General features: G+C 67.3%; 23 protein-coding genes. 19 read left to right on the top strand and 4 right to left on the bottom strand.

Annotated features, from left to right (window positions below; translation table 11 throughout):
* Nucleotides 1-15 precede the first annotated feature (15 nt).
* The 13 genes from GBRO_RS18140 (at nt 16) to GBRO_RS18080 (ending at nt 13,509) form a co-directional block, all read left to right on the top strand.
* The gene (locus GBRO_RS18140; RefSeq protein WP_012835344.1) at nt 16-1,023 is read left to right on the top strand and encodes a PPE domain-containing protein; all 1,008 of its coding nucleotides are present in this window, start codon (nt 16-18) and stop codon (nt 1,021-1,023) included.
* Nucleotides 1,020-1,847, top strand: a complete 828-nt coding sequence (locus tag GBRO_RS18135) for an ESX secretion-associated protein EspG (RefSeq protein ID WP_012835343.1) — start codon at nt 1,020-1,022, stop codon at nt 1,845-1,847. The genes GBRO_RS18140 and GBRO_RS18135 overlap by 4 nt, the downstream gene beginning before the upstream one ends.
* Nucleotides 1,848-1,988: 141 nt before the next feature.
* The gene (locus GBRO_RS18130; protein ID WP_012835342.1) at nt 1,989-2,327 is read left to right on the top strand and encodes a WXG100 family type VII secretion target; all 339 of its coding nucleotides are present in this window, start codon (nt 1,989-1,991) and stop codon (nt 2,325-2,327) included.
* A 33-nt stretch (nt 2,328-2,360) separates the two neighbouring features.
* Nucleotides 2,361-2,663: a WXG100 family type VII secretion target gene (locus GBRO_RS18125; RefSeq protein WP_012835341.1), complete on the top strand. Its 303-nt coding sequence runs from the start codon at nt 2,361-2,363 to the stop codon at nt 2,661-2,663.
* A 150-nt stretch (nt 2,664-2,813) separates the two neighbouring features.
* A complete protein-coding gene (locus GBRO_RS18120) occupies nt 2,814-3,734 on the top strand; it encodes a cation diffusion facilitator family transporter (protein WP_012835340.1) in 921 nt (306 codons plus the stop codon).
* A gap of 138 nt (nt 3,735-3,872) precedes the next feature.
* Nucleotides 3,873-5,414 (top strand): APC family permease, encoded by a 1,542-nt coding sequence (locus GBRO_RS18115; RefSeq protein WP_012835339.1) that lies wholly within the window; start codon nt 3,873-3,875, stop codon nt 5,412-5,414.
* 123 nt (nt 5,415-5,537) lie between these two features.
* Nucleotides 5,538-7,007 carry an adenosylhomocysteinase gene (ahcY, locus tag GBRO_RS18110; RefSeq protein ID WP_012835338.1) on the top strand — a complete coding sequence of 490 codons (1,470 nt, stop codon included), beginning with the start codon at nt 5,538-5,540 and terminating at the stop codon, nt 7,005-7,007.
* Between the two features lie 64 nt (nt 7,008-7,071).
* Nucleotides 7,072-7,707: a dTMP kinase gene (locus tag GBRO_RS18105; RefSeq protein WP_012835337.1), complete on the top strand. Its 636-nt coding sequence runs from the start codon at nt 7,072-7,074 to the stop codon at nt 7,705-7,707.
* A 406-nt stretch (nt 7,708-8,113) separates the two neighbouring features.
* Nucleotides 8,114-8,611 carry a hypothetical protein gene (locus tag GBRO_RS24795; protein WP_147290666.1) on the top strand — a complete coding sequence of 166 codons (498 nt, stop codon included), beginning with the start codon at nt 8,114-8,116 and terminating at the stop codon, nt 8,609-8,611.
* Nucleotides 8,612-8,680: 69 nt separating this feature from the next.
* A complete protein-coding gene (gene mtrA / locus GBRO_RS18095; RefSeq protein WP_004023513.1) occupies nt 8,681-9,358 on the top strand; it encodes an MtrAB system response regulator MtrA in 678 nt (225 codons plus the stop codon).
* Nucleotides 9,355-11,028, top strand: a complete 1,674-nt coding sequence (gene mtrB, locus GBRO_RS18090) for an MtrAB system histidine kinase MtrB (protein ID WP_012835335.1) — start codon at nt 9,355-9,357, stop codon at nt 11,026-11,028. Before mtrA ends, mtrB begins: the two co-directional genes overlap by 4 nt.
* A complete protein-coding gene (gene lpqB, locus GBRO_RS18085) occupies nt 11,021-12,775 on the top strand; it encodes an MtrAB system accessory lipoprotein LpqB (protein WP_012835334.1) in 1,755 nt (584 codons plus the stop codon). The genes mtrB and lpqB overlap by 8 nt, the downstream gene beginning before the upstream one ends.
* Before the next feature lie 122 nt (nt 12,776-12,897).
* Nucleotides 12,898-13,509 (top strand): DinB family protein, encoded by a 612-nt coding sequence (locus tag GBRO_RS18080; protein ID WP_012835333.1) that lies wholly within the window; start codon nt 12,898-12,900, stop codon nt 13,507-13,509.
* Between the two features lie 4 nt (nt 13,510-13,513).
* On the opposite strand, the gene GBRO_RS18075 is transcribed toward GBRO_RS18080, so the two are convergent.
* Nucleotides 13,514-14,539, bottom strand: a complete 1,026-nt coding sequence (locus GBRO_RS18075) for a 2Fe-2S iron-sulfur cluster-binding protein (RefSeq protein WP_012835332.1) — start codon at nt 14,537-14,539, stop codon at nt 13,514-13,516.
* Nucleotides 14,540-14,543: 4 nt separating this feature from the next.
* The gene (locus GBRO_RS18070) at nt 14,544-15,755 is read right to left on the bottom strand and encodes a cytochrome P450 (protein ID WP_012835331.1); all 1,212 of its coding nucleotides are present in this window, start codon (nt 15,753-15,755) and stop codon (nt 14,544-14,546) included.
* 249 nt (nt 15,756-16,004) lie between these two features.
* Between GBRO_RS18070 and GBRO_RS18065 the strand changes: the two genes are divergently transcribed.
* Nucleotides 16,005-16,961 (top strand): AraC family transcriptional regulator, encoded by a 957-nt coding sequence (locus tag GBRO_RS18065; protein ID WP_012835330.1) that lies wholly within the window; start codon nt 16,005-16,007, stop codon nt 16,959-16,961.
* A gap of 26 nt (nt 16,962-16,987) precedes the next feature.
* Here the strand turns inward: GBRO_RS18065 and GBRO_RS18060 are convergent, their stop codons facing one another.
* Entirely contained in the window at nt 16,988-17,671 is a 684-nt protein-coding gene (locus tag GBRO_RS18060) for a ComF family protein (RefSeq protein WP_012835329.1), read from the bottom strand.
* A 449-nt stretch (nt 17,672-18,120) separates the two neighbouring features.
* Between GBRO_RS18060 and hpf the strand changes: the two genes are divergently transcribed.
* The 3 genes from hpf to GBRO_RS26030 all read left to right on the top strand — a co-directional run bounded on the left by hpf (nt 18,121) and on the right by GBRO_RS26030 (nt 22,518).
* Complete coding sequence (hpf, locus tag GBRO_RS18055) at nt 18,121-18,933, top strand: ribosome hibernation-promoting factor, HPF/YfiA family (RefSeq protein ID WP_012835328.1); 813 nt, start codon at nt 18,121-18,123, stop codon at nt 18,931-18,933.
* Between the two features lie 133 nt (nt 18,934-19,066).
* On the top strand, nt 19,067-21,919 hold the full coding sequence (secA, locus tag GBRO_RS18050) for a preprotein translocase subunit SecA (RefSeq protein ID WP_012835327.1): 2,853 nt from the start codon (nt 19,067-19,069) through the stop codon (nt 21,917-21,919).
* 77 nt (nt 21,920-21,996) lie between these two features.
* A complete protein-coding gene (locus tag GBRO_RS26030) occupies nt 21,997-22,518 on the top strand; it encodes an Rv3235 family protein (protein ID WP_041919967.1) in 522 nt (173 codons plus the stop codon).
* Nucleotides 22,519-22,530: 12 nt separating this feature from the next.
* On the opposite strand, the gene GBRO_RS18040 is transcribed toward GBRO_RS26030, so the two are convergent.
* On the bottom strand, nt 22,531-23,607 hold the full coding sequence (locus GBRO_RS18040; protein ID WP_012835324.1) for a 2,3-butanediol dehydrogenase: 1,077 nt from the start codon (nt 23,605-23,607) through the stop codon (nt 22,531-22,533).
* 206 nt (nt 23,608-23,813) lie between these two features.
* On the opposite strand from GBRO_RS18040, the gene GBRO_RS18035 reads away from it, so the two are divergent.
* The gene (locus GBRO_RS18035) at nt 23,814-25,286 is read left to right on the top strand and encodes a wax ester/triacylglycerol synthase domain-containing protein (RefSeq protein WP_012835323.1); all 1,473 of its coding nucleotides are present in this window, start codon (nt 23,814-23,816) and stop codon (nt 25,284-25,286) included.
* 70 nt (nt 25,287-25,356) lie between these two features.
* Nucleotides 25,357-25,923: a DUF6912 family protein gene (locus GBRO_RS18030; RefSeq protein WP_012835322.1), complete on the top strand. Its 567-nt coding sequence runs from the start codon at nt 25,357-25,359 to the stop codon at nt 25,921-25,923.
* Nucleotides 25,924-25,982 lie beyond the last annotated feature (59 nt).

The following is a 25,982-nucleotide window of genomic DNA, read 5'->3' as shown; positions in this document are numbered from 1 at the left end:
GCCGAAGGAGGAGCAGTGACCGGATTCACCGGCGTCGACTGGGACGCACGCACGAGCCAGCAACTGGCCACCGATCTCGGGCACGGAGCCGGACCGGCGCCGCTCGTCGACGCCGGCCTGGCCTGGGCACAGCTCTCCGCGGAACTGGGTGAGGCCGCCCTGGAATACGGTGCGGTCCTGGCTCGACTGGGCGTGCACTGGCGGTCGTCGCACTCGCATGCGGCGCTGGAGAAGCTGACCGCGCTGGCTCCGTGGCTGGGGCGGGCCGCGGCCGAGGCGGCCGAGAATGCGGGTCGTGCCGAGGCGCAGGCCGCGGCCGTCGCGGTGGCGCGACTGACCATGCCCAACCTGGCCGAGATCGACTTCGTCGACGACATGCGCGAGATGGCCACGGCGGCAACCACTGTGGTGCCTATCATCGCCGGCGCGACCGCGCAGCTCGAACGTGCCGTTCACGAACAGCGCATGCGGGCCGCGCGTGTCATGCAGGCCTACGAGACGGCCAGCGAGCCGGTTGCGCAACCCTGGGCCGGTGTGGCGCGCGCACCCGCTCTGGTCTCCGACGGGCCCCTCAACGCCGAACAGGCCGCCGAGCGACGAGCCGCCCAGGGTGCCCACGCCTCCGATCACGCCCGATCGGACCCGCACAGTGCGGCGCCGATGGGTGGATACGTGCCGGTGGCCTACGAGAAGCAGAAGTACGCGCACACCACGCTGGCCGGTGGTCGCCCGACCGTCGCTCCGGTGACGCCGACCGTGTCCCCGGCTGCCACCACCACGTCGGCGATGCCGCCGGTCGCGCCACCGGCCACCGCCATGGGGTCTGGAGACCGGGTGGTGGTTCGCGCGGCCGACCACTCCGAGGGCTCCGGAACGCACTCGGCGGCAAGCGAATCCGACACGCCACTGACATGGTCGGAGGTGGCCCTCGCCGACCGCCCCGTGGTGGCGGGTACCGCCGGCCCGGTCGATCCGCGTTACACCGCGGAAACCCTGTTGCTCGGCACGGACGGGGGCCGATGACCATGTGGACGTCCACCGACCGTCACACACTGATGCTGGATGTCGCGGTGCTGCGCGGACTCGGACAACGCTTCGGCGCCCAGACCTGGCCCGTGGTGCTCGACATCGAGGGTGTTCTCGACATCGACGACGCTGCCGCCGCTCGTCCCGCACTGTCGCACGCCGAACTGCATCAGCGGATCGCCGAGACCGGACTGGTGTGCTCCGACGGGGAGCCGACCACGCTGTGCGACACCGTGATACGTGTTCTCTGTGCGCCCGAGCGGATGATCGAGATGCGCACCATCGCCGATGCCGGCTTTCGTCGGATCTGCCTGGCCAGATCCGGCAACGACCACGTTCTCGCGGTTCGGGACGGGGCACGCATCGAGCTGAGCGTCGTCTCGCCGACCGGCGTCGGCGAACTCGGTGCGCTGCTGCGCGCCCGGCTGCCGGAACGCGCGCCGTGCGTCTTCGACGCCATCAGCCATCCGGCAGCAGAACTCCTGGATCGGTTGGGACGCTGCCGATCCGGCCTCGACATGACCGACGCCCTGCACGCCATGGGCGCGTCACCCGGCGACGCGATGGTGGTCTCGGCCGCCTTCGCGTCGTGCCGGGTGCAGACCGAGATCGTCGCCGTCGCACACGATGCCGGCGTTCTCACCCAGTCTTCTGGGGCGGTCGCGATCCTCGACACCGACAAGGGCCGAATCGTGTCCAGCCCCAGCAAGTCTCCGGACGGTCGGGTGTGGACCACCCTGTCCCCGGGGTCGGGTCACCGGATCGCGCAGGCCATCGGTCTGCTGATCGAGACCCTGCCCGACGGACGATGGTTCCCATGACGATCCGGACCGGGGGGTTCCTTCTCGACACGAAACGTGTTGGTGGGACGCAACTGTCAGGATATCTGCGGCGCGGGCAGCTGTGTCACGGATACACACGGGGGCATCGCCGGACGGTGCCGTTACACAGGAGGAAAACTCATGCTCAATCTTCCGGGAGCCGGAACGGGTGGCGGTTCGGGTGTCACCCTCAACGTCGGCGATGCGCACGCGACCGCACAGTCGGTCGCGAGCCTCGTCGAGGAGATGAAGGACACGATCGGCGTCATCGCGCGGCACGCGTCGAACGCGACCCCGACCTGGCTCGGACGCGCCGGCGTGGCCTTCGACGGCACGCACACCGACTGGAACAAGGCGGCGCTGACGATGAACAACCTGCTCGACCAGATCCGCACCCAGCTCAGCGCCGGCTTCACCGGCTACGAGGACCAGGATTCGTCGGCGTCGCAAGGCTTCGGCGGCAACGGCACCGCGGTCTGACCCACCCTTCCGGCGACAAGAAAGGAACTCTCCATGTCCGGACAGATCAATTACGACTTCGCTTCGCTCGACGACCTGAGCGGTGGACTGCTCGCTGCCTTCAACCGTCTCGAGGACCTCAACGGCCAGCTCAAGACACAGGTGGCGGCACTGCACGACAACTGGAACTCGGTGCAGGCCAAGCAGGCCTACACCGACGCCCAGAACAGCTTCGACCGCGTGTTCAGCGCCTCGCGTGATCAGCTGATGGGCCTCAAACAAGGCGTCAGCAACGCCAGCCGCGTCATGTCCGACACCGACGCCAGCATCGGCCAGGGCTTCCGCGGACTGGTCTGACCCGGTCGGCACCTCGACCCGACGGGTCCATCCGGAAGACCGGGTGGGCCCGTCGGGTCTGTTGAGCGGTGTGAGAACCCGGCAGAGCGGACAAGACGGTTGTCGCCCAGTAGTGTCCACCCTCGTCACCGTCGAGAACAGGAGTGAACCGTGTCGGCTGAAGGTTCCAAGAAGGCGATCGTCGCGGCGCTACTGGCCAACGCCGGGATCGCGCTCGCCAAGTTCGTCGGCTTCCTCGTCACCGGGTCGTCGTCGATGCTCGCCGAGGCCGTGCACTCCGTCGCCGACACCTCCAATCAGGGGATGCTGCTGCTCGGCCAGAAGCGCGCCGGACGTGAGGCCGACAAACTGCATCCCTTCGGCTACGGCCGCAGCCGCTACTTCTATTCCTTTGTTGTCGCGCTCGTGTTGTTCACCCTCGGTTCGCTGTTCGCCATCTACGAGGGCATCCACAAGATCCAGCACTCCCACGACCACGGCCTGGAATCGCCGCTGGTTGCCGTGGTGATCCTCGTCGTCGCCATCTGTTTGGAGAGCTACAGCTTCGCCACCGCCTACCGGGAATCCAGGCCGCTCAAGGGCACAACGAGCTGGTGGCGTTTCATCCGCAACTCCCGCACGCCCGAACTCCCGGTGGTGCTACTCGAGGACTCCGGCGCTCTCATCGGTCTGCTGCTCGCTCTCGGCGGCGTCGGACTGACGATGATCACCGACGACGCCGTCTGGGACGGCGTGGGCACCCTGTGCATCGGCATCCTGCTGGGCATCATCGCCGTCATCCTCATCGTCGAGATGAAGAGCCTGCTCATCGGTGAGGGCGCCACCGAAGACGAGGAGGCACAACTGTTGGCGGCGCTGCAATCCGACGGCGTCGATCGGGTCATCCACATGAAGACCCAGTACCTCGGCCCCGAGGAGATGCTCGTCGCCGCCAAGATCGCGATCCCCGCAGGTGCCGACGCGGTGCGGATCGCCGAGACCATCGACTCCGCCGAGGCGCGGGTTCGGTCGGCGGTCCCGCAGGCGCGGGTCATATATCTCCAACCCGACATCGACCGTGGCACTCGCTGACCCGCGCGACACGCATGCCGTGAATCACGGGTGCCGGCCGGGCTGAGTCCGATAGCGTAGGTTCTCGCTGCACTGGAAGACATTCGCGACGATCGGGCCGCGGCAATCGCGCACTGGCCCGGGTACGGAGGTCCACTCATGGCCAATCCGCTGACGCGCATCAAGTCGGTCGAGCAGTCAATGGCCGATACCGATGAACCCGGCCACAAGCTCCGAAAAGACCTGACCTGGCGCGATCTGATCGTCTTCGGCGTGTCGGTGGTGATCGGTGCGGGCATCTTCACGGTGACCGCCTCGCAGGCCGGCAACAATGCCGGCCCGGCCATCTCGCTCTCCTTCGTGATGGCCGCCATCGCCTGTGGTCTGGCCGCGTTGTGTTACGCCGAGTTCGCGTCCACCGTCCCGGTGGCCGGCTCGGCATACACCTTTGGGTACGCGACCTTCGGTGAGTTCCTCGCATGGATCCTGGGGTGGGATCTGATTCTCGAGTTCGCGGTCGGTTCGGCTGTCGTCGCCAAGAGCTGGTCGACGTATCTGGGCAACTTCCTGCATTCGTTCTTCCCGGGGACCTTCGACAAGACGGTCCACTCGGTATCTCTCGGCGGGAGCTGGAGTTTCGACTGGGGCGCGATCGTCGTGGTCGGTGTCGTCACCACCCTGCTGGTGATCGGAACCAAACTGTCCGCGCGGTTCAGTGCGGTGATCACCGCGATCAAGGTGGCCGTCGTTCTCCTGGTGATCGTGGTGGGTTTCTTCTACATCAAGAGCGACAACTATTCGCCGTTCGTGCCGCCTGCCGAATCCGGCGGTGGCGCCGAGAAATCGGTGGACTCGTCGCTGTTCTCCCTGATGACCGGAGCCGGTGACACCTCCTACGGCTGGTATGGCGTGCTGGCCGCGGCCTCGATCGTGTTCTTCGCGTTCATCGGCTTCGACGTGGTGGCGACGACGGCCGAGGAGACCCGCGATCCGCGGCGCGACGTTCCACGCGGCATCCTCGGTTCGCTTGCCATCGTGACGGTGCTCTACGTGCTGGTCACGATCGTGGTGACGGGCATGGTCAATTACAAGGACCTGGCCGGCACCGGCGACGATTCGAAGAACCTGGCCGACGCCTTCGCACTCAACAACGTGCTCTGGGCGGAGAAGGTCATCGCACTCGGCGCGTTGGCCGGTCTCACCACTGTTGTGATGGTGCTGATCCTGGGGCAGTCCCGTGTGCTGTTCGCGATGAGCCGCGACGGCCTGCTGCCGCGCGGTATCTCGAAGACCAGTCCGCGGTTCGGGACACCCGCGCGTCTGACGATCCTGATCGGTGTCGTCGTCGCCATCGTCGCCGGCTTCTTCCCGATCAACAAGCTCGAAGAGATGGTCAACGTCGGAACCCTGTTCGCCTTCGTCGTGGTCGCCGGCGGTGTGATGGTGCTGCGGCGCACCCGCCCCGACCTCAAACGCGGATTCGTGGTGCCGGGCGGACCCATCATCCCGGTACTCGCGATCATCGCGTGCATCTGGCTGATGCTGAACCTGTCGGCCCTGACCTGGATCCGGTTCGCCATCTGGATGGTGATCGGTGTAGCCGTCTATTTCCTGTACAGCCAACGACATTCGATGGTCGGAAAACGTGAGCGCGGGGAAGTCCCGCCGCTCGAGGAAGCCGAGACCACACCGGGTTCGTGATGGCTGCCCACACGTGGTGATACCTGCCACCCGGTCGGTGCGTCGTCGTCGGATAGCCTGGGTCGAACGCTATTCGACGCTGCTCGTATGCAGCATTTCCGACGCTGACGACAAGGGGAACAGATGACGAGCGCCGCACCGCAGGCCGACACACGCAACGGTATCGACTTCAAGGTGGCCGATCTGTCCCTTGCGGACTTCGGCCGCAAGGAGATCGAACTCGCCGAACACGAGATGCCGGGCCTGATGTCGCTGCGTCGAGAGTACGCCGACGTTGCGCCGCTCAAGGGCGCCCGCATCTCCGGGTCGCTGCACATGACGGTGCAGACCGCGGTGCTCATCGAGACCCTGGTCGCGCTCGGCGCAGAGGTCCGCTGGGCGTCGTGCAACATCTTTTCCACCCAGGATCACGCGGCGGCGGCCATCGTCGTCGGACCCCACGGCACCCCGGACGAGCCGAAGGGTGTGCCGGTGTTCGCGTGGAAAGGGGAGACCCTCGAGGAGTACTGGTGGGCGGCCGAGCAGATGCTGACCTGGCCCGAAGCCGACAAGCCGGCCAACATGATCCTCGATGACGGCGGCGACGCCACCATGCTGGTGCTGCGCGGCGCCGAGTTCGAGAAGGCCGGCGTGGTCCCGCCCGCCGAGGACGACCACTCCGCGGAATACAAGGTGTTCCTCGAACTGCTGCGTGCGAGCTTCGAGAAGGACAAGACCAAGTGGAGCACCATCGCCGACTCGGTGCAGGGGGTCACCGAGGAGACCACCACCGGTGTGCTGCGTTTGTACCAGTTCGCCGCGGCCGGTGACCTCGCCTTCCCGGCGATCAACGTCAACGACTCGGTCACCAAGTCCAAGTTCGACAACAAGTACGGCACCCGCCATTCACTGATCGACGGCATCAACCGCGGAACCGACGTGCTGATCGGTGGCAAGAAGGTGCTGATCTGCGGTTACGGTGATGTGGGCAAGGGCTGCGCCGAGTCGCTCGCCGGCCAGGGCGCGCGCGTGCAGGTCACCGAGATCGATCCGATCAATGCCCTGCAGGCACTGATGGACGGCTTCGACGTCGTCACCGTCGAACAGGCCATCGCCGACGCCGACATCGTCATCACCTCCACCGGCAACCTGGGCATCATCACCCTCGCCCACATGCGGCAGATGAAGCATCAGGCGATCCTGGGCAACATCGGCCACTTCGACAACGAGATCGACATGGCCGGGCTGGAGGGATCCGGCGCCAAGCGGATCAACATCAAACCGCAGGTCGATCAGTGGATCTTCGACGACGGCAAGTCGATCATCGTGCTCAGCGAGGGTCGGCTGCTCAACCTGGGCAACGCGACCGGACATCCGTCGTTCGTGATGAGCAACAGCTTCTCCAACCAGGTGATCGCCCAGATCGAGCTGTGGACCAAGAACGACGAGTACGACAACGAGGTCTACCGTCTGCCCAAGCACCTCGACGAGAAGGTTGCGCGCATCCACGTCGAGGCGCTCGGCGGCACGCTCACCCGGCTCACCAAGGAACAGGCCGAGTACATCAACGTCGACGTCGAAGGGCCCTACAAGCCCGAGCACTACCGCTACTGAGCAAGTTGTCCACAGGCCCGCGGCGCGACCGGTTGCGCCGCGGGTCGTTCTATATGCTGCCTTCGTGGGCGAGTTGATCGCGGTCGAGGGGCTGGACGGGGCAGGCAAGAACACCTTGGTGACCGGGCTCGTCGACGAGTGGACCCGACGCGGCGCGCGGGTCGCGACCTTCACCTTTCCGCGGTACGGGCGCAGCCTCACCGCCGACATCGCCTCGGAGGCGTTGCACGGCAACCACGGTGACCTGCGCGAGAGTGTCTACGCGATGGCGTTGCTGTTCGCGCTCGACCGGTCCGCCGCCGTCGCCGAGATCGCGGCGGCGGCAGAAGCCGCGGATGTGGTGATCCTGGACCGCTATGTGGCCTCCAACGCCGCCTACAGCGCGGCGCGTCTGCATCAGGACGCCGACGGGGAGGTGGTGCGCTGGGTCGCCGACCTCGAATTCGGACGGCTGGGATTACCGGCACCGGACCGGCAGATCCTCCTGGGCGTGCCGGCCGAAACCGCCATGGCCCGCGCCGAGTCCCGCGCGAGCGCCGACGCCTCCCGGGCACGCGACCACTATGAGCGCGACAGCGACCTGCAACACCGGGTCGACGCCGTCTATCGACGTCTGGCCGATGCCTCGTGGCAGTCCGCGTGGCACGAGTTCGACGGGGCGGACATCCCGGCGCTGGCACGGGATCTGTTACCGGGATGAGCGCGCTGTTCTGCCGTCCGAATGACCATCCGACGACGAGCCCGGGCACCTTGGATAGCCTGGTCACGATGACATCCGCGCAGGAGACGCCATGACGTATCAGCCACCGCCGTTCGGGGGGCGCCCGATTCCGCCGATGGGACCACCCCCGGGCGGTCCGGCCCCGTCTGGTCCGGCCCCGTCTGGTCCGGCCCCATCTGGTCCGGCCCCATCTGGTCCGGCACCGTCTGGTTTCGGGGGGCACGGCCCGCAGACGCCGCCTGGACACACCGGGTTCGGCAACCAGTTCGGCTCTCCGACAAGCCCGTACGGGCCGGGACCCTACGGGGGCCCGCCCCAGTTCACGCCGAATCCGTCGCCCCGGCCCCCGCGGGGTAACGGGGCCGTAGCGGCCGTGGTGTGTGGTGTGGTCGCCTTGCTCGCGATCGCCGGGCTGATCGTGACGATCGTCGTGAAATCCGGCTCCTCGGATGGGGACTCCACCACCACCGCAGAATCGACGACCCAGACCTCCCAGACCACCGAATCACCGGATTCGACGTATCAGACGTCCACTCCGGACACCACGACGACGCCCGGTGGTAGCTACGCCGAGGTCACCGCGATCCGCGACGCCATGCAGAACTACATCAACGCAGGCAATGCGCGTGACCTGGCCCGCATGCAGGCCGCGGTGTGCAGCGAGAACCGTCGACAGGTGACGCTGCTGACCAAGCCGGGCAACATCATCCTCGAGGGCATCGTCGCCACTCAGATCGATGGTGACTATGCCTCCACACAGGTGCTGGTCCACGTCGAGGAAGGTGGCAGGCGCAGCACCTCGGAACCGGCGAGTGCCCGCTTCCTGAAAGAGAACAGCCAATGGCTCTATTGCCCGGGAGCCGAGCCGTCGATCGGCACCTGAGCCCTCCGGTGCGAACCGATCGGCGCGTCGATCACCACGGTTTCATCACAGGGGTGTCACCATTGGAGCATGAAGCCCCGCATCCTCGTCGTCGACGACGACGCCGCACTCGCCGAGATGCTGACGATTGTGTTGCGCGGTGAGGGCTTCGAACCGTTTGTTGTCGGCGACGGCACCCAGGCACTGACCGCGGTCCGCGAGATCCGGCCCGACCTGGTGCTGCTCGATCTCATGCTGCCCGGGATGAACGGGATCGACGTGTGCCGCGTCCTGCGTGCCGACTCCGGCGTGCCGATCGTCATGCTCACCGCCAAGTCCGACACCGTCGATGTGGTCCTCGGCCTGGAATCCGGCGCCGACGACTACATGGTCAAACCGTTCAAGCCGAAGGAACTGGTGGCCCGGGTGCGTGCCCGCCTGCGTCGCACCGACGAGGAGCCCGCCGAGCTGCTGTCCATCGGTCCGGTGGAGATCGACGTCCCGGCACACAAGGTGACCCGCGACGGTGTGCCGATCTCGCTCACCCCGCTCGAATTCGATCTGCTGGTCGCTCTCGCGCGCAAACCCCGTCAGGTCTTCACCCGCGACGTCCTGCTCGAACAGGTGTGGGGATACCGGCATCCGGCGGACACTAGACTCGTCAACGTGCATGTCCAGCGGTTGCGCGCCAAGGTCGAAACCGACCCGGAGAACCCCGAGGTCGTCCTGACAGTGAGGGGGGTCGGCTACAAGGCCGGCCCGCCGTGATCGGTCGATCCCGGCGACGCGTCAACAGCACCTTCGGGCGCTTCACCCGCACGGCGAGCAGTGTGGGCCGTACCTTCGGCCACTTCTGGCGCCGCTCACTGCAGTTGCGGATCGTGGTGTCCACGTTGGTGCTGTCCTTTGTGGTGCTGCTGATCCTGGGCTTCGTGCTCATCAGCCAGATCACCGACCGTCTCCTCGACGTGAAGTTGCAGGCCGCGACCGAGGAGATCGACCGCGCGCGGGTGTCGGTGGAGCGCGACCTGTCCAGTGGTGACGGCAACATGTCGGTGCAGAACCGGCTGCGTCAGACACGGTCGCTGCTCACCGACCGCGACGTCGACACCGGTCAGAGTTCGGGTGCGGTGGGCACCTTCGACACCGTGCTGCTGGTGCCGGGTTCCGATCCCGACGGCGGACCCTCGGGGGTGGGACCCACCTCGGAGATCCCGCAGACCCTGCGCGACATGGTGCAGGGTGGCCAGGTCGCCTACCAGTACACCTCGGTTCCCACCGGCAAGGGTGGTTCCGAACCGGCGCTGATCATCGGATCGCCGACCAACTCGTCGGTACCGGGTCTCGAGCTCTACCTCGTCTTTCCGCTCACCAACGAGCAGAACACCGTCGACCTGGTGCGCGGCACGCTGCTCACCGGCGGGGTGGTGCTCCTCGGCCTGCTGGCGGCCATCGCCTGGCTGGTGTCGCGGCAGGTCGTGATCCCGGTGCGATCGGCGTCGCGCATCGCGGTGCGCTTCGCCGACGGTCGCCTCAAGGAACGGATGCCGGTCCGCGGTGAGGACGACATGGCGCGCCTGGCGATGTCGTTCAACGACATGGCCGAGAGTCTGTCCAAGCAGATCACTCATCTCGAGGAGTTCGGCGGTCTGCAACGGCAGTTCACCTCCGACGTCAGCCACGAGCTGCGGACCCCGCTGACCACGGTGCGGATGGCCAGCGACGTGCTCTACGAGGGCCGTGACGAACTCGACCCGGTGCGCAAACGATCGGTGGAACTCCTCGACAAGGAGCTCGATCGCTTCGAGACGTTGCTCAACGAGTTGCTTGAGATCTCCCGCCACGACGCCGGCATGGCCGAGTTGGCGGCCGAACGGATGGACATGGCCATCCCGATCGACGGTGCGCTGGCCACGGTCAGCCATCTGGCCGAGGAGACCGGCACCGAACTGATCCTGGATCTGCCGGCCGAGCCGGTCATCGCCGAGATCGATCCGCGTCGCGTCGAACGCATCCTGCGCAATCTGCTGGCCAACGCCATCGACCACGGCGAACGCAAACCCGTGACGCTGACCATGCGGTCCGACGGTGATGCGGTGGCGCTCACCGTCCGCGATCAGGGCATCGGCCTGCGACCGGGGGAGGAGAAGCTGGTGTTCAACCGGTTCTGGCGGTCCGATCCGTCCCGGTTCCGCCGGTCCGGCGGTACCGGGCTGGGACTGGCGATCAGCATCGAAGACGCCCGGCTGCACCAGGGTCGCCTCGAGGCGTGGGGTGAACCGGGCAAGGGCGCGTGCTTCCGGCTGACGCTGCCGCTGGTGCGTGGACACAAGGTGCTCGGCAGCCCGTTGCCGCTGAAGCCGGTCGGCGCCGGCAACCGCACCACCACCCGAACGTCCACTCGGACGTCTGGAACCACGGGGGCGGCCGGTGAGTAGCCCGGCCGGCATCAGCGGTAGCCGCGTCGGCGTGCTCGGCGTGGTCCTGACGGTTCTCGCCGCGCTGCTCGCCGGATGCGGGGCCATCCCCACCAACTCCTCGCCGCAGCCGATCAAGTCCTTCGAACGTGAGGGCGCCACCAACGAGGTCCCGGTCCCGCAGGCCGACATGGATCCGGAGGCACTGGTGCGGGCGTTCCTCAAGGCGTCGGCCGATCCCGAGTCCGATCATCGCGCGGCGCGCCAGTTCATGACCCGGCCGTCGTCGCAGCAGTGGGACGACCGCGGCGACGCGGTCATTCTCGACGAGATCAGCATCTTCATCGACCAGCGCAACGAGGACTCGGTCAAGATGCGCCTTATTGGAGACAGCTACGGCACCCTGCGTTCCGACGGCCAGTTGCTGCCGGCGACCGGACGGGTGGAGACGGGCATCAGTCTGGTGCGGGTGGGTGAGCAGTGGCGGATAGACGGCCCGCTACCCGACGAGACGCTGATCGATCGCGATCAGTTCGAGGCGTCCTATCGATCGGTGTCGCTGTACTACACCGACCGCACCGGCCGTCATCTCGTGCCGGATCCGCGGTGGCTCTACGCCGGCCAGGACACCGATCCGACCGCCGTGGTCTCCCTGCTCATCGCCGGGCCGTCGGCCGATCTGGCATCGGCGGTGGCCACCGGTTTCGTGGCGGGTGCGGCGTTGCGCGGGCCGGTCACGGCACTCGCCGGTGGAGGGGTGAGCATCGAGCTGACCGGGATCGGCACCCCGTCGGTCCGCGACCGGACCGTGCTCGCCGCGCAGATCATCTGGACTCTCGACGGCGCCAACGTGCCCGGCCCGTACGTCATCAACGCCGACGGTGGCGCGCTGGTGGCCGAGCGGGCTTCGGGATGGCAGACCACCGACGTCAAGACCTTCGACCCGTCGGCCGTCCCGCCGACCGACGTCGGACTCAACATCATCACCGGTGGCGCGGTGCGCGCCGTCACCGGCAACGGGATCGCGCCGGTGCCCGGGGTGCTGGGCACCGGCCGCAATGTCGCCTGGGCGACGATCTCGCCCGACGGCCGTCGGATCGCCGCCGCCCTGGACCGTTCCGGGCCCGGGCCGCGGATGGAATTCGTCATCGGTGATTATGGCGGCGCCACAACGCAATACATCACCGGCGCCTCCATCACCCGGCCCTCGTTCGGAGCCGACGCCGACACCACCTGGGTGGTGGTCGACGGCCGGCCGATGCGGTGGACCCGTGACGCCGACGGGACCGCGATGACCGCCGTCGACGCATCGGCCATCCCGGGTGTGGCGCGCGGCGCGATCACCGAACTGCAGGTCGCCCCCGACGGCGTGCGGGTCGCCCTGCTGGTCGGGGGGCAGGTGGTGTTCGCGGTGGTGTCGACCAACGCCGACGGTGAGGTGTCGCTGACCAGTCCGCGGATCGCTGCCTACAACATCGGCAACCGGGCGGTGTCGCTGGACTGGGCGTCGCCGACGACACTGATGATCGCGCGGGAGGCGCCGGAGAGCCCGGTGGTGCAACTGTCCATCAACGGCACACCGGCGGTCGGGCTGCTCAGCGGCAACCTCTCTCCGCCGGTGCGGGCGGTGGTGGCCAACGCGTCGACCGTCTACGTCGGCGATCAGCGCGGGGTGCTGCGCCTGGGCAGCACCAACGGTCAACCCGACCAGTACTGGACCGAGGTGGAACCGGCGATGATCCCCGGCGCGATACCGCTGCTTCCGTGAATGTCGAGGGCCGGTCGCCCGGTGGTGGGAGAATGCACCCATCGGCCGGCACGACGAAGGGAACGGCATGACTCGGATCACGACTGGCCTCAGACCTGGGGCGACTGGTCCGGGAGTCGGAGATGCTGGAGACCGTCATCACCATGATGAGCGATGACCGTCTGGCCGGACCCGCGGCCGACGGTACCCCGCGGGTCGAGGTGATCGGCCGGCTCGCCGACGACGGATTCGCGCTGACCCGGGCCATCCAATCCGCAATGGGCACAACGGAAGTCGGTCAATCCGACGGCGGCCAACCGAACACCGGCGACGTGCGGGTGCGGTTCCGGGCGGCCCTCGACGCCTTCTGCGCGGCCGCCCGCGACCTCGAGACGATGGACGCCGACACGTCGATCGAGTACCGCGCGATGACGCTGCGGCCCGCCGAGGTGGTACCCCAGCGCATCGCCGAAGTCGTTCTCGCACACGACAACCTGGACTCCGTGTGGACGATCGAGGAGGCCGACCCGGATTCGGTGCTCGATGCGCTCGAAGCCATGATCCGACGGATCGATCAACACGACGACATCCCGCCGCTCACGCTGGCCACCCTCGAAGGTGAGGTCTGGCAACTCAACGGCGGCGGGAGTCGCGTGCACGGCACCCGGGAGGCGCTCGCACAATGGTTGGCTCGCGGCGTCGAGGATCACCTGCAGATCGACGGGGAGGTGCCCACGCTGCCGCAGTGGGCGTGATCGTTCACGCCGGGACAGCCGTGCGCACCGGAGTGTACTTCTCCCGATGGATCAGCCGACCGGCCATGCGGCGGCGCTTGCACGCCTTGACCCCCGCGTCGACCATGGCCGGTGGGCCGCACAGATAGGCGCTGTAACCACGCAGTGATGCGAAATCGTCGAGCAGGACGTCACCGACGTATCCGTGCCTGCCGAATCCGTCTTCCCGGCTGAGGCAGGGCGTGTAGTGCACCCCGGGCCGCTCGGCGGCGAGCGCCTCCCAGAACTCGACGTCGTAGAGGTCGCCGGCACGGCGCACCCCGTGATAGAGATGGATCTCCCGGTCTGGATCGAGGTCCAACGCATGGCGCGCAATGGATTTCAGCGGTGCGAGCCCGGTCCCGCCGGCGAGTAGGATCAGCGGGCCCTCGTGGCCTGGATCGTGGAGGAAGTCTCCCCACGGCCCGCGGATGTCGATGGTGTGACCATGGGCGAGCGAGTCGAAGATCCATCCGTCGGTGGCGAGGCCGCCGTCGACGCGGCGGATGTGGAACTCCAGCGACCGGCCGTCGCCGGGCGGGTTGGCCATCGAGTACTGCCGCACCTGATCGGTGCCGGGCACCGTCAACTCGACGTACTGTCCGGCCGAGAACTCCAGCGGCGAATCCAGTTCGACGTCGACGGCGAGGGTGTCGTCGGCGACGGTGTCGATCGCCCGCACCGTACCGGTGACATCACGCAGTCGATGCTGCGGACCGTCGGCCGCACCGAGGGGCACCTCGATGCGAGCGTCCGAGCGCGGGGTCGACTGGCAGGCGAGGACGTAACCGGCGGTCTGCTCGTCGATGGACAGGACCGTCTCCGAGGGTGTCGGGGCATCGACGATCCCGCCGAGCACTTTCACCTTGCAGGTGCCACAGGTGCCCTGGTTGCAGGAGTTCGGCAGGTAGACGCCGTTGCGCAGAAACGCGTCGAGCAATCGCTGGTCGTCGGCGCAGCGTACCGACCCGGTGGCCGACCCGGCCACCTCGATCGCATGTGTGCGGTCCATCGGTTCACACCTCCCAGGTGACGTGCAGCGACGTCGGACCGCGGAATCCCCAGCCCCAGAACTCGACGTCGGACTCGGTGTCGCGCTCGAGGTTCGGAATCGAGTCGAACAGTTCCTCGAGTCCGATGCGGCAGACGTGATTGGCGAAGTAGATTCCCGCGCAGGCATGGTTTCCGGCACCGAAGGCCAAGTGCGGCAACGGTGGTCGGGTCAGATCGTAGTCCGATGGTGCGTCGTAGACGGCGTGGTCGTGATTGGCCGAACCGTAGGAGAGCAACACCACCGATCCCTCGGGGAGCGCGACACCGGCGACCTCGACGTCGGTGGTGCTGATCCGCGCGGTGGCCGACCAGATCGGCGACGTCCAGCGCATGCCCTCGGAGATGGCGCGCGGGATGAGACCCGGCTCGTCGACCACCATCTCGAGCTGCTCGGGCCGGGTGAACAACCCCACGAGGGTCGACGCCATCGCGTGGCCGGGTTCCTGCATCGCGCCGAGGAGGTAGACGAACAGCGTCGGGTAGATGTAGTCGCGGTCCCGCGTCTGCCCGGCCGGCATGCCATCGTGCAGCCAGTGGCTGATGGCGCTGTCGTCGGGGTGGGTGATCCAGTGATCGATCTTGGGATCGACGATCGCGCGGATCTCGGCCTTCGCCTCGTCGCCTTCGGTGAAGCCCTCCGGATTGGTGAACTCGCCGTTCTCGTCGACTCCGGCATTGGTGAACGAGCGCGACAGTTTGTGGAACCAGTCGCGCAGTGTGTCCGAGCTGACGTCGTGCAGTCCCAGCAGATCGCCGAGCGCCCGCACCGAGACCGGTTCGCAGTACTGTGCGACGAGTTCGGCGTTCCCGGCGTCCTCGAAGGTCTCCAGATAGCGGCGGGCGATCGGACGGACGAGGTCGTCGATCCAGCGGTCGACCTCCTGCGGTTGCAGCGCCGGGTCGACCATGGACCGCAGGTCGTCGTGGATCGGTCCGTTGACGCCGATGACGGCCGGGTGCCCGAAGGTCCGTCCGCCCGCCTTGGTGATGATCGCCTCGAAGTCGGGGCTGGTCGCGATCTCCCGGCAGATCTCCGCGGTGCTGGCGACATACGACCCGAGGACCGGGACGTAGGCGAGTGGCGCCTCGCTGCGGAGTCGCTCGTATACCGGGTACGGGTTGCGTTCCAGCTCGGTCATGGTGATGTCGTCGAGCCAGGAAACCGTGGTCGTCATTGTCGACTCCTTCGTTGTATCGGTGATCGGCTGCCGAGGGGTTCGGCCGGTGGGGTCAGACGGTAGGCCCGGTCAGGTGCACGATCGACACAGTTCGCGCGGCGGCGACACGGATTGCGCGAGACAGTTGTGAGCTGGGTCGCATCCCCTCCTCCCCATGGGGTAGAACACAGGTAGCCGCCGGCGAAGCCCACCGGCGCACACGAACCCGATGTCGGGACCGGGGAAGTACCGAGAGTCACCACACCTATGCCCACACCGAATCTCTCCGCACCGGACGGCGGCGACGGAATCCAGGATTGGGAGACCGCGCACCGGGCCGTCGCCGACGCCTACTTCCCGCACGAGCTCAAGCCGCTCGACGGCCGGACCGAGGTGGACCTCACGATGCGGACCGTGGAACTCGACGGTGTGACCATCGGCCGCCTGACGTGGGGGACGGCGGTCTCCATCGCCTGCGAGTATCCGGGCGCCTATGAGGTGAACATCCCGCTCACCGGCCGACTCCACTCCCGGTCCGGCCGCGACGAACTGGTTTCCACGCCCGGGACGGGCACCGTGTTCACCGCCGGGCGGGCATCGGTGATCACGAACTGGACGGCCGACTGTGAGGTCATCGGCGTGAAGTTCGACGCCGAGTATCTCGAGCGGGAAGCCGACCGGATTCACGCCACGGCACTGCGCAGACGTCTGACGCTGCCCGACCAGATCGATGTCCAGAGTGATTCCGGCGCAACGTGGTTCGGTCTGGTCAAGGCACTCTCCGCGCAGGTGCGCGAACCCGGCGACCTGCTCGCCAACCCGCTCGTCGGGCCCCAACTCGCCAGCGCCGTCAGTACCGCCTTCCTGTTGTCGGTGAGCCCGGAACCCGAGCGGGCCGATCCGCAGTTGCGTCCCGGCATGGTCAAACGGGTCCTCGACGCCCTCGACGAGGATCCCGCCCGACCCTGGTCGTTGGCCGAGATGGCCGGCATCGCCGGGACCAGCGTGCGCAGGCTGCAGGAGGCATTCGCCGAGTACCTCGAGAGGTCGCCGACCCGGGCGCTCGCCGACATCCGGCTCGCCCGGGCGCACGCCGACCTGCTGACCGGAACCGGCACGGTGGCCGACGTCGCCGCGCGGTGGGGTTTCAGCAGTCCGAGCCGATTCGCGGCTGCCTACCGTCGCCGTTATGGCGCGAGCCCGTCGGCGGTGTTGCGGGGCTGACCTCGCCGGTCGTCGAGTCCGGTTTCTCACGCCGCCGCGATCACGAGGACCGCGGAGACCCCGACCCCCGCGGTCGCCAGCACGCGGACCGATTCGGCGACGGTCGCGCCGGTGGTCAGCACGTCGTCGACGAGGACCACCACGGACCCGTCGACAAGTGACCGATCCGGGCGCAGTCGGATTGCACCACGCAGGTTGCGGGCCCGATCCCGCGCATCGAGTCCCGCGGAGTCGCGGGCGGCGCCCGCGGTGTACAGCATCGGGGCCACCGAGACCCGCCTGCCGAGGACATCCGCGGAGCGCGTCGCGATGGCGGTCACCGGATCGCCACCACGTCGCCGGGCCGTGAGGGTGCGGGTGGGGGCGGGCACGAGGTGCAGATGCGGGGCGTCGGGCAGCTCACCCCACCGGGCCAGTGTGCGGATTCCGTGGGACAGCGCATCACCCAGAGGCGACGCGAGGTCCCGGCGTCCGTGTTCCTTGAGCGCGAGGATCGCCGCACGATGTGACCCGCGGTAGCGTCCGAGCGCCCACACCGGTGCCGCCGGAGCCAGGCGCGGCCGGCACTCGAGGGGGTCGTCGGCGAGCCGGGCGGCGCAGCGCGCGCACCAGCGCGTCCCCGGCCGATCGCATCCGCCGCATGTCAGCGGGACCACCAGATCGGCGCCGGCGCGCACCACCCGCGGCAGGTACCGACCCGCGCCGCTCATCGCGCACCGCGCCGGCCGGCGGCATCCATCCACCGACCGTAGGCGCTCGCCGACGGGTGCCGGGTGCGGATGTCGCGTCGTCGACGTGGCTGTGGACACCCGCCGAACTGTGCACAGATGGGCACGCGAGAAGCACCCGCGGACGCCGGTGGACGCCGGTGAGGACCTTGGACCCGACTTGTGATCAGTCCGCGCGTCAGTGCCGGGAAACGTGGCCGCGAGGCGAACTTCCGGCTACGGTCAGTGGTAGAGCAGGTTGCCACGCGGGGGGCTGTTGTCCCCGCCCCGGTTGGCAACCGTCGGCGGTAGGTGGAGGTGATGCCCCTGCACATGGGTGCCAGCCGCTCGGCTGGCATGGCCCCGATCCCTGGTTGCGACGAATTCGTCAGTGCGACAACAGATCACGACGATTCGCCTCGCGCCGGGTAGCAACTGTAGGAGGTAGTTGAATGTCGACAGTCATCCACCGCAAGGGTCAGCGAGAATCCAAGGTCGGCGACGCCCGGCCCACCGAGAACGAATCGGCGGCGAATGAGTCGCCCACCGGAGCCGACGATCCCTTCGATCCACGGTTCGCCTTCGTCCGCCCAGCCGGGTCGTCGGATTCCGACGAGCCCGCCGAACCCAGTTCCACGGTCGTGTTCAGCGGCCGCAACGTCGAGATACCAGACCACTACCGCATCTACGTGGGCGACAAGCTCGCCCGCCTCGAGCGGTTCGATCCCAGCATCTTCCGCTTCGACGTCGAGCTGAATCACGAACGCAACCGGCGGCAGTCCAAGATCTGCCAACGGGTGGAGATCACCGCGACCGGCAAGGGGCCGATCGTCCGCGCGCAGGCCTGCGGTGAGAACTTCTATGCCGCCCTCGAGGGTTCCCTGGACAAACTGGAATCGCGCCTTCGCCGGGTCAAGGACCGCAGGCGCGTGCACCACGGCAACCGCCGACCCATCTCGGTGGCCGAGGCGACCGAGATCGGCGCGCCCCCGCTGCGTGACAACCAGCTGACGGTGGACGGTCTCGTCGGTGCCGACGGTGCGACCGACGAGAAGACCTGGGACGACGGGGTTCAGGAGTACCAACCGGGCCAGGTCGTCCGTGTCAAGGAGCACACCGCGGTGCCGATGACAGTGGATGACGCGCTCTACGAGATGGAGCTCGTCGGGCACGATTTCTTCCTCTTCCACGACAAGGAGTCCGACAAGCCGTCGGTGGTCTACCGCCGCCACGCCTTCGACTACGGGCTCATCCGACTGGCCTGAGTGCCGATCGGAGGACGCACAGCGACTCCGATCAGCCTGTGCTCAGGCGACGTCAGTATCATGGAATCCGGCCTACGCCCACGCGTAGGCCGGATTTCGTATGTTGACGACATAGTGAGGGACGCGATCCACAGTGCTCAACAAGCTGCTGCGTGTCGGCGAAGGCCGCATGGTCAAGCGACTCGATGCCATCGCATCGCACGTCGAAGCGCTGTCGGATGAGATCGAGGCACTCACCGACACCGAACTGCGGGCCAAGACCGACGAGTTCAAAGAGCGCTACACCGACGGAGAATCGCTCGACGAGCTGCTCCCGGAGGCCTTCGCGGTGGCCCGCGAGGCGGCGTGGCGGGTGCTCGACCAGAAGCACTTCCACGTCCAGATCATGGGTGGCGCGGCACTGCACTACGGCAACATCGCCGAGATGAAGACCGGTGAGGGCAAGACCCTCACCTGTGTTCTGCCCGCCTATCTGAACGCGCTCGCCGGCGACGGCGTACACGTCGTCACCGTCAACGACTACCTGGCTAAACGTGACTCCGAATGGATGGGTCGCGTCCACCGGTTCCTCGGTCTCGAGACCGCGGTGATCCTGACCGGCATGAGTCCCGATCAGCGTCGCGTGTCCTACGCCGCCGACATCACCTACGGCACCAACAACGAGTTCGGCTTCGATTATCTGCGCGACAACATGGCGCACAGCCTCGACGATCTGGTGCAGCGCGGCCACAACTTCGCCATCGTGGACGAGGTCGACTCGATCCTCGTCGACGAGGCCCGCACCCCGCTGATCATCTCCGGCCCGGCCGAGGGATCGAGCAAGTGGTACGTCGAGTTCGCGCGGATCGCGCCGCTGCTCGAGCGCGACGAGCACTACGAGGTCGACATCAAGAAGAAGACCATCGGTGTGCACGAGGCCGGTGTGGAATTCGTCGAAGACCGGCTCGGCATCGACAACCTCTACGAGGCAGCCAACTCGCCCCTGGTCAGCTACCTGAACAACGCCATCAAGGTCAAAGAACTCTTCCACCGCGACAAGGACTACATCGTCCGCAACGGTGAGGTCCTCATCGTCGATGAGTTCACCGGTCGTGTGCTGGACGGTCGCCGTTTCAACGAGGGGCTCCACCAGGCCATCGAGGCCAAAGAAGGGGTGGAGATCAAGGCGGAGAACCAGACGCTGGCCACCATCACGCTGCAGAACTACTTCCGCATGTACGACAAGCTGGCCGGCATGACGGGTACCGCCGAGACCGAGGCGGCCGAGTTCGACCAGATCTACAAGCTCGGCGTACTGCCGATCCCCACCAACAAGCCGATGATCCGCAAGGATCAGACCGACCTCATCTACAAGACCGAAGAGGCCAAGTTCGCCGCGGTCGTCGACGACATCAGCGAGCGCTATGAGAAGGGCCAGCCGGTCCTGATCGGTACCACCAGCGTCGAACGCTCCGAGTATCTGTCGCGGCAGTTGCGCAAGCGCGACATCCCGCACAACGTGCTGAACGCGAAGTTCCACGAGCAGGAAGCCCAGATCATCGCCGAGGCCGGCCGCACCGGTGCGATCACGGTGGCCACCAACATGGCCGGTCGTGGTACCGACGTCGTGCTGGGCGGCAACCCCGACATCATCGCCGACACCCGCCTGCGCAAGGCCGGCCTGGATCCGGTGAAAACCCCCGATGAGTACGAGGCGGCCTGGGAAGAGGCGATCGAACTCGCGCGCGCCGAGGCCGCCGAGGAGGCCGAGGCCGTCAAGGAGGCCGGTGGTCTCTACGTGCTGGGTACCGAACGCCACGAATCGCGCCGCATCGACAACCAGCTGCGCGGACGGTCCGGTCGACAGGGTGACCCCGGCGAGTCCCGGTTCTATCTGTCGCTGGGTGACGAGCTGATGCGCCGGTTCAACGGCGCCGCGCTCGAGACCATCATGAACCGCGTCAACCTGCCCGACGACGTGCCCATCGAGGCCAAGATGGTCACCAAGGCCATCCGTAGCGCGCAGACCCAGGTCGAGCAGCAGAACTTCGAGGTCCGTAAGAACGTCCTCAAGTACGACGAGGTGATGAACGAGCAGCGCAAGATCATCTACCGCGAGCGCCGCGAGATCCTCGAGGGTGAGGATCACCACGAGCAGGTCAAGCAGATGATCGACGACGTCGTCGGCGCCTACGTGGACGGGGCGACCGCCGAGGGATACAGCGAGGACTGGGATCTCGACGAACTGTGGAAGGCGCTCGGCACCCTGTATCCGATCCAGCTCAACGCCAAGGAGGTCGTCGGTGAGACGGAATACGGTGAGCGCGACGACATTTCGCCCGAAGAGCTGAAGGAGACGCTCGTCGCGGACGCCCGCGCCGCCTACGACCGGCGCGAGAAGGAGATCGACGAACTCGCCGGCGAGGGTGCCATGCGTCAGCTCGAGCGCAGTGTGTTGCTCGGTGTGCTCGACCGCAAGTGGCGCGACCACCTCTACGAGATGGACTACCTGCGCGAAGGTATCCACCTACGGTCGATGGCCCAGCGGGATCCGGTGGTCGAGTACCAGCGCGAAGGTTACGACATGTTCACCGGCATGCTCGAGGGTCTCAAGGAGGAGACGCTGAGCATCCTGTTCAACGCCCAGGTGCAGACCCAGCCGGCGGAACAGCCGCCGCTGCCGTCGGCGGCTGCGTTGCGCGAGGCGGTCCGCGGGGCGTCGGCCAACGGCGCCGACCCGGACCTCGACGCAGCCCGTCAGAAGGTCCCGGCCGCGCTGCGCGCCGGTGGGGGAGCCCCGGCGCCGCTCGGGGCGGGCGGTGACGATGTCCCGATGACCTTCAGCGGACCGAGCGAGGGCGGCGGAACCGAGGTGCACTCGGAGGCCGAGGAACTCGCCGACCCCGCTGTCGAGTCCGCGAGTCGCCGGGAACGGCGCGCCGCGGCGCGGGCCAGTGTCAAGGGTTCGCGTCCCAAGCCGCCGAAGTCGAAGAAGAAGCGCAGCTAGAAGTGCTCGAGGGGGTTTCGTGAAAGTTTTTTCGCGAAACCGGGAACCGGATCGGGGTCGGCTGCGTCCGATCTTTCATGGAGACGACGAGAGTCCGGATTCACCCGGCGCCCCCGTACGAGCACACCGGATCGATGATCGTCGCCGACGCGACGTCCGGGCCGCCGGGATCGGTACCCAGGCGGCCGTCGGCGCCCTCGCCGAAGTCGCGGACGTCAGCGGCGGCCGACGCCCGGCGGTTCGCCATCCACGCGTCGCGGATGATCTTCGAGGTGATGGACCGCCGGCGTGGCGCCGGTCAGCTCAGCGGCATCGTGTCCCCACCGGTGGCCGAGCATCTCGCGGTCCTGGTGCGCCACAACGTCCTACGAAGTGGCGATCCGACCGCCGCTGCTGCCGTTCGCCGGGTGCACGTGCAGTTGCGTGACCCGAGCACCGCGGAGGTGTTCGGTACCTACGCCGTCGGCGGTCGTGTTCGGGCTTTTGCCGGACGTGCTCAGCGGGTCCCGTGCCGACTGCCCTCGGTCCGCGCACCGCGCTCACACGGACTCAGTAAAGCCGAATACCGTTGGCAAATGGTCGAATTCGCGCTGAGCTGACCGTTCGTCGGGTCAGAGACCGGCGCCGGACGGTGACACCAGGATCTTCACCGCGGTCTCGTTGCGGTGGATGAGGGTTTCAAAGCCCTCGTCGATGAGGTGGTCGAGTCCGATACGGCCGGTGATGAACGGCGACAGGTCCACCTTGCCGCTCTCGACAAGGTCGATGACCGCGGGATGATTGTTGACGTACGCGATGGTTCCGCGCATGTCGATCTCCTTGAGCACGAGCTTCTGCATCTCCACGCTGCCGGGATGTCCCCAGATCGACACCACCACGAGCACACCTGTCGGCTTCAGCGCGTCGAAGAGCGTGTCCAGCGCGGGCTGCACCGACGTGCATTCGAAGCCCACGTCGGCACCGCGGCCACCGGTGAGTTCCCGGACCCGGCCGACGACGTCGTCGGTGGTGGGATCGAGGACGTGGTCGGCAACGTCGGCGTCGACGGCCTTGCGCCGCCGCAACGAACTCGGTTCGCTGATGATGGTGCTGATCCCCTCGGCCCGGCATACGGCCGCGGTGAGCAACCCGATGGGTCCCGCCCCGGTGATGAGTGCGATGTCGCCGGCACTCGCACCGCTGCGTTGCACGGCGTGGAATCCCACCGACAACGGTTCGATGAGGGCGGCCTGATCAAGCGGCACAGAATCGGAAACCCGGTGTACCCAACGCCTTTTGACGACGATCTTCTCGGCGAGTCCGCCGCCGCAGCCGCCGAGCCCGATGAAGTTCATGTCCGGCGACAGATGGTAGTCGTGACTGTCCGGGCCGGTGTCGACGTCGTCGCGGATGATGTAGGGCTCCACCACCACGTGATCACCGACGGAGAGACCGTCGACACCCTCGCCGACGCCATAGACCACCCCCGACATCTCGTGTCCCATGGTGACCGGTGCGCTCTCGTGACTGATCGGCTGGGGATGCCCCGCGGGCGGGATGAAAATCGGGCCGTCAGCGTACTCGTGCAGGTCGGTGCCACAAATGCCGCACCACGCGACGTCGATGCCGACGGTTCCGGGCGCCACCTCGGGTTCATCGATGTTCTCGATGCGAATGTCCCCACGGTCGTAATAGCGTGCCGCGCGCATGATCCCACTCCTCTGTCGAGACGTTGCCCGTTCGACCCGGTGCTGCCGAATGGTGCTGCTGTGGCCAGCACACCGGGTGCGAAGCCCGGTGACAACAGTTGCACCGGGTTGCAGTCGCCGATGGGTCTTGTGCCGGCGGGTCTTGAGCCGACGGGTCTTGAGTAGTGGCCGGGCCACCGGAGCACGGTGTGACCTACGATCGGTTCGTGGTGAACCGTCTGTCCCCGCGTGACGCGATGTTCTATTTCCTGGACGAGTCGCGCACCACGACTCATCTGGGTGCGTTGCTGATCTTGTCGCCACAGAAGGAGCAGAACGCCGAGGATGCCGGGCCGAAGGGCCAGGGCGCGTCGTCGAACGCGTCGGCACGCTCGACGCTGGACTACCCGAGTCTGGTCACGCTCGTGGAGAACCGGCTGCAGCTGGTGCCCCGCTACCGGCAGGTGGTGCGGGAGGTGACCCTCGGCCTGGCCCGGCCGGTGTGGGTCGACGACCGCGACTTCGACATCAACTTCCACATCCGCCGCGCGGGGTTGCCGCGGCCGGGCGGGCCCGGTGATCTCGCTGACCTCATCGCGCGCGTCATGTCGCGACCGCTGGACCGGACGCGCCCGCTGTGGGAGATGTACCTGATCGAAGGTCTCGCCGACGGCAAGCTGGCCATCCTGACCAAGTCGCACCGGTGTCTACTCGACGACGGCGGCGGCACCGAGATCAGTGAGGTCATCTGCGACGAGCAGCCCGAACCCGTGACGCTGCCGGAGGATCTGTGGATGCCGGGTTCGCCGCCGGGCGGCACGCGGCTGCTGATGGGCGCCCTCGGTGAGGCGCTGTCGCGTCCGGGAGATCTCGTCGACACCGTGACCAACGGCAACGGGTTGGTCTCCGACATCCGGTCGGCCGTGGAGACCACCGTGCGCCGGGTCGGCGGTGTGGTGCAGCAGCTCACCGACTCGGCTCCGAGTAGCCCGTTGAATGCCGTCGGCACCTCCACGCGGATGTTCATCACCGCGTCGGTGCCCCGCCGCGGGTGCGCCAAGATCGCCCAGTGTTATGGCTGCACGGTCAACGATGTGGAACTGGCCATCATCTCCGGGGTCATGCGCAAGTGGTTGCTGTCGGTCGACCCGGGCGCGTCGGTGGCCGACACGGTGCGCGTGGTGATCCCCTTGTCGGCGCGTGACCCGGGTGTCGAGCGCACCGTCGAGACCGATCCCGGCTGGGTGAGCGTCGGCAAACCGAGCTTCGTCACGGATCTGCCTGTGGGAGAAGCGAATCCGGCGGTACGTCTGGCCCAGGTGGCCGGACTGGCCAATCGGTACGCGCAGTCCTCGCGGCGGGTCAGCCTGGGTCCGCGGCCGTTGTTCCCCGAGCTGGGGGTGGTGCCTTTCCCCGAGTTCAGTTCGCGTGCCTTCCGTTCGCTCAACAGTCGTGGCTACAACGTGCCCGTCGCGATGGGCACCACGCCGATCGCCGACCGGTTTCTGCTCGGCCACCGGGTGGACGAGGTGTTCGCCGTCCCGATGCTGGTGGCCGAGCGAGCGCTGGCGATCAGCGTCGTCGAGTACGGCGACAACCTGCAGTTCGGTTTCATCGCCGATCGTGGTGTCATCGGCGATCTCCCGGTGATGGCCGACTTCGTGGCGGAGTCCTACGAGGAGCTCGCCAGCGTCGTATGAGCCCGCGGCCGTGCGTAGTGTTGGGCCGGGTTTGTTGCGGTCGGCCTGTGGACAAGGAAAGTGGGACGCGATGAGGGTGTATCTCCCGGCGACGTTGGCGATGCTGATGGAGCTCAACGAGACCGGCGAGTTCCGGGCGATCGGCGGCACCGCCTTTGCGCTGACCCCGGCGCTGCGCGAAGCCTTCCTGTCCGGCGACGACGAGGAACTCTCCGAGGTGGCGATGCGCGAGGCGGCCCGGGCGTCGCTGCGGTTGTTGGCCGGCGAGGTCCCCGAACAGGGTGACGCCGATGCCGCCGCCGACCTGGCTGCCGACGCAGCCACCACCAAGCCCGGTAACACGCTGCGCCTTCCGCCGCGCCGTGCGGTCGTCGCCGCGGATGTCGACGACGTGACGTTGCGACCCGATCTGGACGACGCCGTGGTGAAGATCACCGGGCCGGTGCCGCTGTCGGCGATCGCCTCGGTCCATGTCGATGGCGCCGACGCAGAGGACAAGGTGCGTGCTGCGACGATCGTCATCGATGCCGCTGACCTCGGTGATCTGGACGCGGAGCTGGCTGTCGGCGACGTCGAGGACCACGACCTGGGCTGGTATGCGACTCAGGAACTGCCGTTCCTTCTCGAACTCCTCTGACGTCACCGCCGGTGGGGTGACCTGCTCGGATCGCTAACCTACGGTTGCGTAGGTTAGGC

This window comes from Gordonia bronchialis DSM 43247, from assembly GCF_000024785.1.
GTDB lineage: Bacteria > Actinomycetota > Actinomycetes > Mycobacteriales > Mycobacteriaceae > Gordonia > Gordonia bronchialis.
This window is presented reverse-complemented; position numbering and strand designations above follow the sequence as displayed.